Annotated in this window: 12 protein-coding genes and 1 pseudogene; 4 read left to right on the forward strand and 9 right to left on the reverse strand. The window is 61.9% G+C overall.

What is annotated here, in order from left to right:
• Positions 1-24: 24 nt before the first annotated feature.
• The 7 genes and pseudogenes from proS to V1290_RS03105 all read right to left on the reverse strand — a co-directional run bounded on the left by proS (position 25) and on the right by V1290_RS03105 (position 7,397).
• Positions 25-1,344 (reverse strand): proline--tRNA ligase, encoded by a 1,320-nt coding sequence (proS, locus tag V1290_RS03075; RefSeq protein WP_334362959.1) that lies wholly within the window; start codon positions 1,342-1,344, stop codon positions 25-27.
• Positions 1,345-1,435: 91 nt separating this feature from the next.
• A pseudogene (locus V1290_RS03080) lies at positions 1,436-1,999 on the reverse strand (IS110 family transposase); the annotation flags it as partial.
• Between the two features lie 186 nt (positions 2,000-2,185).
• Positions 2,186-2,692 (reverse strand): copper chaperone PCu(A)C, encoded by a 507-nt coding sequence (locus tag V1290_RS03085; RefSeq protein ID WP_334362960.1) that lies wholly within the window; start codon positions 2,690-2,692, stop codon positions 2,186-2,188.
• Between the two features lie 111 nt (positions 2,693-2,803).
• The gene (locus V1290_RS03090) at positions 2,804-3,310 is read right to left on the reverse strand and encodes a TlpA family protein disulfide reductase (protein WP_334362961.1); all 507 of its coding nucleotides are present in this window, start codon (positions 3,308-3,310) and stop codon (positions 2,804-2,806) included.
• Complete coding sequence (locus V1290_RS03095) at positions 3,307-4,521, reverse strand: sialidase family protein (protein ID WP_334362962.1); 1,215 nt, start codon at positions 4,519-4,521, stop codon at positions 3,307-3,309. Before V1290_RS03095 ends, V1290_RS03090 begins: the two co-directional genes overlap by 4 nt.
• A gap of 29 nt (positions 4,522-4,550) precedes the next feature.
• A complete protein-coding gene (locus V1290_RS03100; RefSeq protein WP_334362963.1) occupies positions 4,551-6,932 on the reverse strand; it encodes a TonB-dependent receptor family protein in 2,382 nt (793 codons plus the stop codon).
• 93 nt (positions 6,933-7,025) lie between these two features.
• On the reverse strand, positions 7,026-7,397 hold the full coding sequence (locus tag V1290_RS03105; RefSeq protein ID WP_334362964.1) for a DUF2946 domain-containing protein: 372 nt from the start codon (positions 7,395-7,397) through the stop codon (positions 7,026-7,028).
• A 463-nt stretch (positions 7,398-7,860) separates the two neighbouring features.
• On the opposite strand from V1290_RS03105, the gene V1290_RS03110 reads away from it, so the two are divergent.
• From V1290_RS03110 to V1290_RS03125, 4 genes are all read left to right on the forward strand, one after another.
• A complete protein-coding gene (locus tag V1290_RS03110; protein WP_334362965.1) occupies positions 7,861-8,280 on the forward strand; it encodes a globin in 420 nt (139 codons plus the stop codon).
• A 159-nt stretch (positions 8,281-8,439) separates the two neighbouring features.
• A complete protein-coding gene (locus tag V1290_RS03115) occupies positions 8,440-9,459 on the forward strand; it encodes a sugar ABC transporter substrate-binding protein (protein ID WP_334362966.1) in 1,020 nt (339 codons plus the stop codon).
• 6 nt (positions 9,460-9,465) lie between these two features.
• Positions 9,466-10,968 carry a sugar ABC transporter ATP-binding protein gene (locus V1290_RS03120; protein ID WP_334362967.1) on the forward strand — a complete coding sequence of 501 codons (1,503 nt, stop codon included), beginning with the start codon at positions 9,466-9,468 and terminating at the stop codon, positions 10,966-10,968.
• Positions 10,969-10,978: 10 nt separating this feature from the next.
• Positions 10,979-12,016 carry an ABC transporter permease gene (locus V1290_RS03125; RefSeq protein WP_334362968.1) on the forward strand — a complete coding sequence of 346 codons (1,038 nt, stop codon included), beginning with the start codon at positions 10,979-10,981 and terminating at the stop codon, positions 12,014-12,016.
• 176 nt (positions 12,017-12,192) lie between these two features.
• On the opposite strand, the gene V1290_RS03130 is transcribed toward V1290_RS03125, so the two are convergent.
• Positions 12,193-12,576, reverse strand: a complete 384-nt coding sequence (locus tag V1290_RS03130; protein WP_334362969.1) for a DUF2255 family protein — start codon at positions 12,574-12,576, stop codon at positions 12,193-12,195.
• A 73-nt stretch (positions 12,577-12,649) separates the two neighbouring features.
• Positions 12,650-13,045 (reverse strand): (R)-mandelonitrile lyase, encoded by a 396-nt coding sequence (locus V1290_RS03135; RefSeq protein ID WP_334368916.1) that lies wholly within the window; start codon positions 13,043-13,045, stop codon positions 12,650-12,652.
• Between the last annotated feature and the right edge of the window lie 262 nt (positions 13,046-13,307).

Here is a 13,307-nt window from a genome sequence, read left to right on the forward strand (position 1 = left end):
AACATATCGGCCGCAGTGGATATCTTATCCCGCGATCTTCGCCACCACTTCCGCCGGACTGAGATTCTCACGCGAGCCGTCGCTGCGCCGCTTGATCTCGAGCTTGCCCTCGGCGAGGCCCTTCGGCCCGACCAGAATCTGCCAGGGGATGCCGATCAGGTCGGCGGCCGCGAATTTCGCGCCGGCGCGCTGGTCGGTATCGTCATAGAGCACGTCGACACCCTTGGCCTGAAGCTCGCGATAAAGCTTCTCGCAAGCGCCATCGACGGCTGCGTCCCCCTGCTTCAGGTTCAAAATCACGGCCGTGAACGGCGCCACCGCCTCCGGCCATTTGATGCCGGCATCGTCGTGGCAGGCCTCGATGATGGCGCCGACCAGCCGCGACACGCCGACGCCGTAGGAACCGCCATGGATCGGCACGTCGACGCCGTCAGGGCCGGCCACCAGTGCCTTCATCGCATCGGAATATTTGGTGCCGAAGTAGAAGATCTGGCCGACCTCGATGCCGCGCGTGTTGACGCGCTTGTCGGCCGGCACTTCGCGCTCGTAACGAGCGGCGTCGTGGACGTCCTCGGTCGCAGCATAGACCGACGTCCATTGCTTGATGATCGGGGTCAGATCGCCGTCGTAATCGACATCGTCGGGCGGAATCGGCAGGTTCAGCACATCGCTGTTGCAGAACACGCCGGACTCACCGGTTTCCGCCAGCACAATGAATTCGTGGCTGAGGTCGCCACCGATCGGCCCGGTCTCGGCGCGCATCGGGATCGCCTTCAATCCCATCCGCGCGAAGGTGCGCAGGTAAGCGACGAACATCCGGTTGTAGGACCGGCGCGCCGCTGCCTCGTCGATATCGAAGGAGTACGCATCCTTCATCAGGAACTCGCGGCCGCGCATCACGCCGAAACGCGGGCGCTGCTCGTCGCGGAACTTCCACTGGATGTGATAGAGATTGAGCGGCAGGTTTCTGTAGGATTTGACGTAGGCGCGAAAGATCTCGGTGATCATTTCCTCATTGGTCGGCCCATACAGCAACTCGCGCTTGTGGCGGTCGCTGATGCGCAGCATCTCCGGGCCGTAGGCGTCGTAGCGTCCGCTCTCGCGCCAGAGGTCGGCGAGCTGCAGCGTCGGCATCAACAGTTCCAGGGCGCCGGCGCGGTCCTGTTCCTCGCGGACGATCTGCTCGATCTTCTTCAGCACCCGGAAGCCGAGCGGCAGCCAGGCGTAAATGCCTGCCGCCTCCTGCCGCATCATGCCCGCGCGCAGCATCAGCCGATGCGAGACGATCTCCGCCTCTTTCGGATTCTCTTTCAGGATGGGTAGAAAAAACCGCGACAACCGCATGGGACAACTCGAGGAATCAGTGGGCTACCGGAAGAGGTGCAGTGAAACCGGATCGGCTGCGAAAACACAAGGCCGGAAGCCGCGAAAAATGCCGAACCGCGAGCAGCGCCTTGGCGATCATCTGCAGGTGCGGGTGGCCCGCCACGAGTTCCTCGATCCGTCCCGCGAACTCCTGCCTGCTCGTTTTGCCAACCTTTAAGCCAAAACCGCGCAGGATCCCGCGCAGACTGTTCTCCACGTCGAGAAGCTTCAATTGCACCAGCTTGCGTGCCGTCAGCAACGATCGAGTCTCTTGCGCACTCATCGATTTGCAATGCACCGGCCGGAACCAGCCCAGCCGCATCAGTTGCGCGATGCCGCGTGCATCGTTGCGGTCCGACTTGACCGGCATCGCCTCGAACGCCTTCCGCACGTGCCGCGTCTCCAGCAGTTCCACGGCAAGGCCGGCTGCCTTCATTGCTGCAAACAGCCATTGCGACAAAGGTCCGGCCTCCAGGCCGATCCGTTCCAGGCCGAAGCCCAGCGAACCGAACCAGGCGATCAGGGTTTGCGGCTCGCTCGCCACCTTGGCCTCGCGCACGATCTTGCCACTAGCGTCGACAACGCACACGCTCGAGCATTCCAATGACGCGTCGATTCCTGCATAATACTCCATGGTCGTCTCTCCCTGATGCTTGGAGCGAGGCTCATCCCTCTGACTCCGTAACACCATCAATGTGAGGGACGACCGCCCGCCTTCCAGGCACGCCGCGCGAAGCGCGCTACCCAACAGCGCCGTAGCAAGCGCGGCTTGCCTGGAAGGCGGACCGGGGCCCGTTACCCCATCTACACAAGCCGCTCGCTATTTCTTCATCCCGGAATGATCGTGCTTCATTTCACCGCCGGATGGCCCCTGCGCACCGACGCCCTGCACGTCGAGCGACAACGTCACCTTTCCCGCCTTCTCGAATTCGAGGGTGACCGGCACCTTGTCGCCCTGCTTGAAGGGCTGCTTGAGATCCATCAGCATCAGATGATAGCCGCCCGGCGCGAGCTTGACGGTCTTGCCCGGCTCGATCGGCAGGCCCTTGTCGAGCGGCCGCATCGTCATGACGCCGTTGTTCATCGCCATCTCGTGAATTTCGACCTTGCCGATGTCATCGCCCGAGCCGCCGACGAGCTTGTCCGGCGCGCTGCCCTTGTTTTCGACCGTGAGATAGCCGCCGGCGATTTTTGCACCGCTCGGCGTAGCGCGGCTCCAGGCTTGCTTGATGACGAGGTCTCCGGCCTTGACCTCCTGGGCGTGTGCGGGCGTGCCCAGGAGAGCAAACAGGGTGGCGAAGGCGAACAATGGCAAGACAGGTTTCATCGGATGTCTTTCGATTTCTGAAGTATGGCCGCCAAACAACGGACGGCCGAGGCCGCCGTTGCATTAACGTGAGAATGCAACGTTCATGTTCACAATAGCGGGATTGCGTCCTTATTTCTTCGCGGCCTTTTGCTGAACCAACCATTTTTCGAGGTCCGGTATTTCTGCCGAACCTTCGATCGTGGTCACGGTTCCATCCCGCCCAATCAGGAGCGTGCGCGGGATATCACCCTGCCAGGCGGGATCGATCTCAAACCGAAGGCGTTCGACGAAGCCGTCGCTGAAAATCCAGTTCTCCGCCGATCCCAGCCCGGCCTTCTCCAGCATCGCGCGCGTTGCGCGGTCCAGATTCGGAACGAGATCGGCGCTGACCATCACGACGTCGATCTCGGAATGGTCCTTCATGAATTGTCCGAGCAGCGGCAATTCGACCTTGCAAGGACCGCAGGTAACGCCCCAGAAATGCACCAACGTCGGGCGCCCGGCATGCGAACGCAGCACGTCCTGCCAGCTTCCCCGCACGAACGGCTTGAGCGTGAGCTCGGACGGCGTCTCGGCGCCGGGCGCGGCGCCCAGACAGGCAACGAGGAATATGACGGCGAGCAGGAGGCGTTTCATGAACCGTCTCCGATCGGTAGAAGGCGATAGCCGTCGGCCTTGGTCATCCACGAAAGGTAGACCTTCTGCCCGTCACTGACCAGCAACGGGTGGTCAGATGTGTCCGTCGTCGTGGCGATCACGACCGGCTTTGACCAGCTCTTGCCCTCATCATGCGAGACAATCGCGTTGACCGCGGTCTTCTCGCCGTCGAACTCTTTCCAGACCATGGTGGCGCCGCGCGGGCCGGCAAGCACATAGGGCCGCGTGGGATTGCGGTCGGAACGGCCGAGCGGAAACGGATCGGAAAACGTGCGCCCCTCGTCTTGCGAGCGGGCATAGAACAGCCCCTTGCGCACCTTGCCGTTGGTGTACCACGTCACGTGGTGAGTGCCGGCGGGCGAGATCGAAAGACTTGGCCCGTGATGCGGGCACGCGGCAATCTGCCAATCGTCGTTGCTGACGCGGCGAGCCTCGCCCGGCGTCGCAGGATCGGCGAACGTCATGATCGCGTGATCCCGCACACCGCCTTCGAAGATATTCCTGAACACCACCACGGGACGGCCCGGGCCCGCGAACGCCAGGCCGAGCCGGCAACATTCGCAGGTGTTGTCGGCTGCGAGGTGCGTCTCGGAATAGGTCGCGCCGCCATCCTTCGATGAGGCGAAGAACAGCCCTGCCCCTTCATATTTCCTGCCCTCCTCACGCGCAGGCACCCGGTTGCGCTTGTCGATCCAGGCCGCAAACACCGAACCGTCAGCATCGAGGCCGAGCGCGACAAAGCGCTGGCTCTCGTTGCTTGAGGTAATCGGCCGCAACTCGGAAAAGCTCTGGCCGCCATCGGTCGACCTCGTGGTCAGCACCTGACCATTGAACGCCTTGTCCCGGAAGCGCGAAAACGCCAGCGCAATGCCGCCGTTCTTTTCGATGACGATCTGCGGACGCGCATCCGGACCCCAATCGAGGTTGAGCTTTTCTTTGGTCACCTGAACCGGCGTCGAAAAGCTGCGCCCCTGATCCTTCGAACTCGCGACCGATATCTGGCCTCCCGCCATCCAGGCGAGCCACAGCGTTCCGTCCGGCGCGAAGGCCGGCATGACCTTCGACGCACAGCGCAAGGCTGTCTCCTCGCACGCCGCTTCCGAGGCGTGCTGATGATGGCTCATTTGCGCTTGCGCTGCACTTTGGCAAAGCGAGAGGGCGAGCATCGCGAGCAGGCTCATTCGCAGCATGGCTTTACTCCTCCTGCGTTGTTGTCCGGTCATTTGAACGCCAGCTTCATTCCGGCGATGAACGCGCGCGGCGAGCCGGCGTAGATCGAGCCGGTCGTATTTGCCAATACGCTGGCGGGATTCTGGATACCGCCTGCCGTCACCGAATTTGCGATGTTGTTCGCTGAAGCCACATAGGTCCGGTCGAACACGTTCCTGACTTCGACATACATGCTCAATGACTTGAAGTAGTCGGACTTGAGGTCCGTATTGTAGTGCACGTTGAGATTGACCAGTTCGTAACCGGGCGCCTTCAAGAGATTGGCGTTGTCCATGTAGAACGAATCCTTCCACTGGACTTCTACGAATGCTCCGAGGCCGGCAAGCGGCCCCCACATCTGCTCATAGCCAAGACGCGCCGTCAGTTCGTGCGGCGAGATGCCGGGAATCTTGTTACCTGCACGGTTGAAGCTGAACGTCGCGCCGTTGACGATATTCTCGGTGTATTCTGTATAGACCTCGTCGAGATAGGTGTAGGCGGCCGTGAAACGCCAGCCGGGGTAGAACTTCCAGTCGGCGGCCAGCTCTACGCCGCGATGTTCGGATTTCGGGGCGTTGAACGTGAAGCTTGCATTGGGCGCGCCGACCTGGGTGGCTTGCGAGACCAGCTCGTTTTTGAAGAATTCGTAGAAGCCGGTCGCGCTGAATTTGAGCGCGTTATTCGGCGTCCAATCGAATCCGATGTCGTAACCGACGTTCTGCTGCGTCTTTAGCTGTGTATTGTTGCCGTTCTGGCCGTTCGGGAGGACGAAGAGATTTCCGACCTGCGGGGTGCCGTAGCCGGTGGCGACGCGCGCGCGGAACAGCCATTCGGGATTCAGCTTGTAGAGCAACGCGAGCTCGGGCGCGGTGTTCTGAAATTGCCGATCGGCGGTCGTCGTGGTGATCGTCGGCATCGGAATCGGCGAGTTTCCGTAATTGTACGCGGAATTGATCCCCTTCAGATGCGTGGTTTCCCATCCGATGCCGGCAATAGCGGTTAATTGCGGCGTCAGCTTCAATTCCTCGCGAGCGCGAACGCCATAGTTCGTGGTGTCGCTCCAGGTATTGCTTTGCAGAAGGCCGAGCTTCGCATTGCCTCCCGGCATGACGTGGCGTGAGTCGCTTGACGCGGTCAGCGTGTTGTAGAACGCGCCGAAATATGTCGTCGATTCCATGCCGAGGATTTCGCCGCGCTTGGTGACGTCGCTCATGTAGTTATACGACGGGAAATCGCCGATCGCGCTGGTCGCTCCCGTCGGCTGGCTGATATTGCGATCGTCGAACACGAACTGGTTGCGCCAGGTGGTCGTGTTGTCGAAGTCGTGCTCCCATCTACCGCCGACGATGGTGCGGCGATCTTCGCGGCCGAGCCCGGCCTGGATGGCCGTGATCGGAGTCCTTGTGCCGTTGAAGCCGTTGTTGAGGAGGTTAACTGAGGCGCAGCCGGCGACGCTCGCCATGTCGCATCCCTCCTGGAACGGGTTCTGATAATACTGGTTGAGCGACAGCCGGAGCGGCAGCCTTGTATCGAGATTGTTGTTGATGAACTTGACGGTGAAGCGGTCATCGGGCGTGGCCTGCAACGTGCCTAAAAAATTCACCGTCTGGGTATTGAACCAGCTATTCTGGATAAAGCCGTCGCCGCGCGCGTCGCTGGCGAACAACGAATACTCGAAATTGCCGACCTTCTTGCCCGCGGCGAGATAGTTATTGAGATAGCCGAAGCTGCCGCCATCGACGCCGTATTCGACCCCGTCGATGGTACGCCCCGGGCGGGTGCGGAAGTTGAGCGCGCCGCCGGTGGCATAGTTGCCAAAGAGCGCTGACGACGGTCCTCGAATGACATCGATCGCGCCATAGGCCTTGGGATCGATCAGGTCGCTGCGGGAAAGCCCGTCCGGCTGCGTGACCGGAAAGCCGTCGTCAAAGATCACGAGGTTGCGGATGGCAAAGCCGTTTCGGGCGTTGGAACCGCGGATCGAGATGCCGATATCGCGCGGCCCGTTGCCCTGTTTCACCGAGATACCCGGGCTCTCGCGCAGCACGTCGGCCACGGAGAACGACGGCCGGTTGTCGAACTGGCTACGATCGATGGTCGTCTCGGTCTGGCCATTCGGCGCCTGGTAAAGCAGCGCGCGTGCCACGCTCGGGGTAATGCCCGCGGTTAGCGACGCTGAAGGCGCGGGGTTGGCCGAAGGCGGCCTCGCCTGCGTCCGGGCGGACGCGCGAATGGCCGGCTTTCGGGCCGCAGGTCTGGCAGCCGCGGCGCGCGGGGCGTCGACAGTCACCGCCGGCAACGCCGTCTGGGCGGTCGCGTTCGACGGCGTGAGAGATAGCGCACTACCAAGCACAAGCAGGCTCGCGCTTCCCAAACCACGATGGGAGTACATAAGACATTCCTGACGCCAGCGCTTTGACTGGCTTGCTCAATTGAACGAACTGGCACGGCCGCGGCCGCACCATTTGACGAAGGTCAAGTGAGGTCAGGAAATGGAAGGAGGCGCGCGCGCCTGCGCGTGGCTGCCGGCGCGAGCGTTTGTCAGCCGGAAAGCAAAGTCGAACCAAGCCACCTGCTCGGCAACCCGATCGACGTCGATCGCTGCAGTCTGCGGCCCATCGACTGGCGCTCCGGTCTGCAGCACGCTGCAAACCGAACAGCATCCGTCATGGGCGCGATGGTTGGCTTGGTCAGCCTGCCCGGCATCGGGGGCGCCATTGCCATGGCAAATGATGGCGCCAGCGAGCGGATCGGAGGCCGCGATGCTCACCGCCCAGCATGCGCCGATCGGTGCAAAAATCTGCACCACCAGAGCAATCAGGACAATTGGCAGAAAATTCTTCAGCCGCCGGCGCATCGCAAACCCATCCGCTTCAGACCTTAATCACCCTTGGAGTCCGAAGTCGAGATCAGGTTCCTGGAACTATGTTGCAGCTTCAAGGAGAGATGCTGGCGAAAAGCGATGCGTTTTGCATCATTTGGAGGGCGCCTTACCCCGATACCAAGCCCCGGGCGAATTGGAGCTAAATCCACAACCCTCAGTCGTAAATTCCCAATCATTTCGCAGAGTGCTGGAATTTTGAACAAACGTTGCCGAAATTGGTGACAAGACGAAAAAGATGGTCTACCAATTCGGGCTCAGGCTTGCCGACAGGCAAAGCTTGGTGGTCCAAGTCTCGGGAGGAGCCCTGACGCGCACAAGCAGCGTCGCCTCGACAATCAAGAGCAAATCTCACTTTTCGAGGAAATTAAGGGTCGACACAATTTTTGAGCAGGGCTTGGTGCCCTGCTCTTTTTTTTCGTTACGATCGCAAACGACAATGACGGCATCGTCAAATCCGATCGAGCGAAGTTTTGAACTGGCCGCCGAGCGCTGCGAAGATCTGACGCCGCTGGTCTATCACCGCCTGTTCGAGGCGCATCCCGAAGCGCGGACGATGTTTCGGACTGAGGGCAGCGAACTCGTCAAGGGCTCGATGCTGGCCTTCACGATCGATGCCATCCTGGACTTTGCCGGCGAGCGTAGCGGGCATTTCCGCCTGATCGCATCGGAAGTTTCATCACACGATGCTTACGGCACGCCGCGGGAATTGTTCGTCGCGTTCTTCGGCATCATTGCGCAGACGCTCCGCGACATCGTCGGAGCGGACTGGTCCGACGAGATCGACGCGGCATGGCGGAAATTGCTCGGCGAGATCGATGGCCTCGTTGCAGCGCAGTGTGAAAATAGCCAGCCCTGACCACGGCCGATTGGCCGAAACGATTCCCTGGACGTCCTAGTGCCGGCGATCAAGTCATTCGGTGGCGCAAACGCGCCGAGTGTGAAAGACTGCCTCGATCCGCGGTGCGTGCAATCGACGCCGACGGCCATAAACAAACGACAAGCGAGGGAGCAAACGATGTCCGGAACTGACAAAACGGCAACGACCAGGCGCGACCTTCTTCAGGCCGCGGGCGCGGCTGGCGCAGCCACCGCCCTGCTCGGGGGACTGGGTATTAATCCAGCGCTGGCGGCAGCCGCCCGTTCAGAGAAACCGTTGAAGGCTGCGTTCTCCAATGCAGGCCTGCAGGCGACCTGGTGCGCCCAGGGCAAGCAGGCGGCGGAATGGTGGGGCAAGCTGTTCAACGTCGAAGTCACCTGGTTCGACGGCCAACTCGACGCGGTCAAGCAGCGCGCGGCGATCGATAACATGGCGTCGCAAAAATGGGATTTCGTCGCCATCCAGGCATTCGGCATCGGCACGCTGACCCAGCCCGTGCAGAAGATGATCGATGCCGGCATTCCCGTGATCGACATGGACACGCTGATCGCGCCGCTCGATCAGATCAAGGTTCATTCGTTCCTGGCGCCCGACAATGAATTCATGGGCGCTTCGGTGACCCAGGCGCTGTGCAACGCCATGGGCGGCAAGGGCAAGATCATCATGACGCAGGGCGCGCTCGGCCATACCGGCGCGCAGGGCCGCGCCAAGGGCTTTAACACGGTGGTGAAGCAATTCCCGAACATCGAGGTGCTGGACACTCAGCCCGCGGATTGGGACGTCTCGAAGACGGCGCGGCTGTGGGAGACCTATCTGACAAAGCACCCGCAGATCGACGCGGCCTTCTTCCACAATGACGACATGGCGCTGGCCGCCTACAACATCATGAAGGCGCGCAACCGCACCAACATCCTGATCGGCGGCGTCGACGCCATGCCGCCGGCGATCCAGGCGGTGAGCGAAGGCCGCATGTTCGCGACCGTCCGCAATCCCTCCTGCCGCATCCACGGCGGCGCCATCATTGCCGGCGTCGCCGCGGTAACCGCGGGCGAGAAGAGCGGACAGGGTATTCCAAAGCACGTCATCACCGACGGCCCGGTCGTAACAAAGGCCAATGCCGCCGGCATGCAATGGATGGAGGACCATTTCCTGATCTGAGTCAGCATGCCCGTGGGACTTAAGCCCATCCTCGAACTGCAAGAGATCACGAAGGCCTTCGGCGGCGTCGAAGCCCTTCGTGGTGTCGATTTTGCGCTTTCTCCCGGCGAGATCCATGGTCTCGTCGGCGAGAACGGTGCGGGCAAAAGCACGCTGATGAAGATCATCGCCGGCGTGCATGCCGATTTTTCCGGCCGCTTTATCCTGGATGGCGGGGAAACCCGATTTCGATCGGTGCGCGACGCGCATGCGGCGGGTATCGCGATGGTGCATCAGGAACTGAGCGTGGCGCCAGATCTGTCGGTGGCCGAGAACGTGTTTCTCGGCAACCAGCCGACCAACCGTTTTGGTTTCGTACAGTGGCGGCGCATGGCACGCGAGGCCGGCGAGCAACTCAAACGTTTCGGCATCGCCGTCGATCCGATGTCGCGGCTCGGCGACCTGCCGATCGGCCTGCAGCAACTGATCGAGATCGCCCGCGTGCTGTTCTCCGGCGCCCGCATCATCATCCTCGACGAGCCGACCTCGGCGCTGTCCCCGCCGGAAGTGGAGCGCCTGTTCGCGACCCTGAAGCGGCTGCGCGACGAAGGCACCAGCATTGTCTTCATTTCGCATTTCATCGAGGATATCCTGCGCGTCTCCGACGTCGTAACGGTGTTCCGCAACGGCAGGAAGGTCGCCGAGACGAGGGCCGCCGATACCAACAAGCCCGCGTTGATCGAGGCGATGATCGGCCATGGCCGCGAGGCGCTGGAGGAGACCTACACGCATGACATCATGCTGCCGCCGCCCGCCGAGAAGCCGGTGGTGCTGAACGCGAGCGGGCTGTCGCTCGCCCGCAGCCTGCGCGACGTTTCGTTCGATGTCCGCGCCGGCGAAGTGCTGGGCATCTACGGTTTTATGGGGTGCGGGCAGCTCGAACTGGCGCGGATCCTGTTCGGCAAGCTCAAACCCGACCAGGGCTCGCTCGCGATCGCCGGCGAACAAAAAGCCTTCCGCAGCACGGCCGGCGCGCGCCGCGCCGGCATCGCCTTTGTGCCCGAGAGCCGGCGCGACATGCTGTTCCACCAGGAGCCGGTCTACAAGAACATCTCGATCAGCGTCCTCGACCGCATTTCATCCCTGCTGCTGAAGCCTTCGCGCGAGCGCGAGATCGCCGCGCGCCAGGTCGACCAGTTGCGGATCCGGCCCGCCACGGTCGAACTCGATCTCGGCATGCTCTCGGGCGGCAATCAGCAGAAGGTCGCGCTGGCGAAGTGGTTGAGCTATCCGCCGCGGCTATTGGTGCTGTGCGAACCGACCCGCGGCATGGATGTCGGCGCCAAGGACGACGTCATCCATATCGTCAGGAATTTACGCGCCAAGGGGCTCGCCGTCATCGTGCTCTCCACCGAGCCGGAGACGGTGCTGTCGCTTGCCGACCGCATCATCGTGCTCAAGCGCGGCGCAGTGGTGCGCGAATTTTCCAACGAACGGATCAGCAAGGACCGCCTGCTCGAAGCAGCGTGAGGAGACCGACATGACTTCAGGTGAAAGCGTGACAGTCCCCGCTTCCGATCGCAAACGCCCGCACCGGCTCGCTGTGATGCTGCGCTCCCAGATGCGCAACATCGCGCCGTTCCTGACGCTGATCTGCCTGTTCAGCTTCTTCGCCGCCGCCAGCCCCTCGTTTGCAACGCTCGACAATCTCGGCAACATCCTGACGCAGATATCGGTCACCGGGATCATCGCCGTCGGCCTTACTTTCGTGATTCTCTGCGCTGAAATCGACCTCTCGATTGCCGCCATCGCCAACGTCACCGGCATTGCAGTCGCCTATTTCACGCTGCAGGAATCCTACGTCAACATCGCCAACGTGCCGATGCCCGGATGGGCCGCCATCCTCTTGGCGCTGGCGCTCTGCGCCCTGCTCGGCCTCGTCAACGCGTTCGGCCTGACGGTGATCGGCATCCCCTCCTTCATCATGACGCTGGCGATGATGCAGATCGCGGCCGGCATCTCGGCGCTCCTGGTGCGCGGGCAGATCGCCTACAAGGTCCCTCCGCTGGTCACGACGCTAGGGTCGACATCGATCGGCGGCATTCCCTGGATCGTGATCGTGGCGGCCTTGATGCTGCTCGGCGGCCATCTGGTGCTGACCTATACCCGCTTCGGCCGCTACGTTTACATGGTCGGGGGAAATCGCGAGGCCGCCGAATATTCCGGCCTCAACGTCAAGCTCATCCTCGGCAGCGTCATGGTGATATCAGCCGTCTGCGCCGGCATCGGCGGCATGCTCGGCGTCGCCCATTTCGGCAGCGCGCAGCAGAACGAGTTCGACACCTATCTTCTGGATTCAATCGCCGCCGTCGTGGTCGGCGGCACCAGTCTCTTTGGCGGCCGCGGCGGCATCGGCAACACCATCGTCGGCCTGTTCGTGCTCGGCGTCCTCAACAACGGACTCGATCACGTCAACATCGACAGTTTCCTGAAGATTCTAATCCGCGGCCTGATCCTGCTGGCCGCGCTGGTGATCAACGTCTATGCGCAGCGCTTGCGGGAGCGGACGGCGGACTAACACACGCTCGCTAATGTTAACGGCGCTTCACGGTGTCCGGCAACATAGAACGCAGACGGCCTGGTCTGGGTATGCAGAACCGACACGCCAATACCGCCGAGCACGACACCTGCGGCAAGCGCGCCAAGCATGAGCCGGAATCTTACTTTCATGCGAACTTCCTTCGTTTTCGACAATCAAGCATTCGTCTCACGCGGGATGACCTTGACTGTCGCGGAACGCGCACGCGTACCGATCATCGGGTCAAGATATTCGCTGCTGCGGTACTTCGCCCGATAGGCTTGATCGATGCGGTCGTTGATCGACCCGTCGACCGGCTCGAAGGTGACTTCTTTCGTCATTCCGGCGGCGGTGATCCGCCCCGCCTTCTGCCGCATCGCGGCCTGATACCAACGAGAATTCTTCCCGTGGTACGCGCGCACATAAAGGTCGTCGCCTATGACCACTGACCATATCCATGTCGGAGTTCCGTACGTCACTCGGTTCTCGCGGAACGGCGCGACGTGGAGGTCGTCGCTTTCTGCGATCTTGCGCAGTTCATCTTTGGGCCATGTGACCATTTGCGGATGCTCAGTAGTGGTTATGGGCGCGCAGCAGAGCCTTGATTGCGCGGCGCTCGCAGCCCTGACGAGCTCATCTTCGGTATTGTTCGTCGGTGACGTGCTCCAGCCAGTCGACGTTCTTGCCATCCTGCAATTCGTTGACCGCGATATGAGTCATCGCCGTGGTCGGCGTCGCGCCGTGCCAATGCTTGAGGTTCGGCGCGATCCACACCACGTCGCCGGGCCGCACCTCCTCGACCGGGCCGTTCTCGCCCTGGACCCAGCCGACCCCCGCAGTGATGATGAGCGTCTGACCGAGCGGATGCGTGTGCCAGGCAGTGCGGGCTCCCGGCTCGAACGTGACGGTTCCCGCGCCGGCGCGCGCAGGATCTGGCGCCTGGAAAAGTGGATCGATCCGTACATTGCCCGTGAAGTACTTCGCCTCTCCCTTGCGGGATGGTTGCGAGCCGGATCGTGTGATCTGCATGGCTCCGGTCCTTCCTTGTGTGGCAGCCATGGGCTGGACCGCGGCGACGCCGGTGAATGCCACGGCCGCAATGCCGCAGGTCGAGCCAAGCATGCCTCTGCGAGTGATCATCAGGCGTTCCGAATGGTTGCGGCGTCCGCTGTGGATGCCCCGCGGCGATGATGGCAGATTAGAAAATGGCTCTGCCGCGACTAGCCGCTAGGATCCGCAAGGATCTATAAGCTGGAGCAATAATTGCGCGCGGGAGTTTCGACGACCGATG

Source organism: Bradyrhizobium sp. AZCC 1578, from assembly GCF_036924675.1.
In the GTDB taxonomy this organism is placed as follows: Bacteria; Pseudomonadota; Alphaproteobacteria; order Rhizobiales; family Xanthobacteraceae; genus Bradyrhizobium.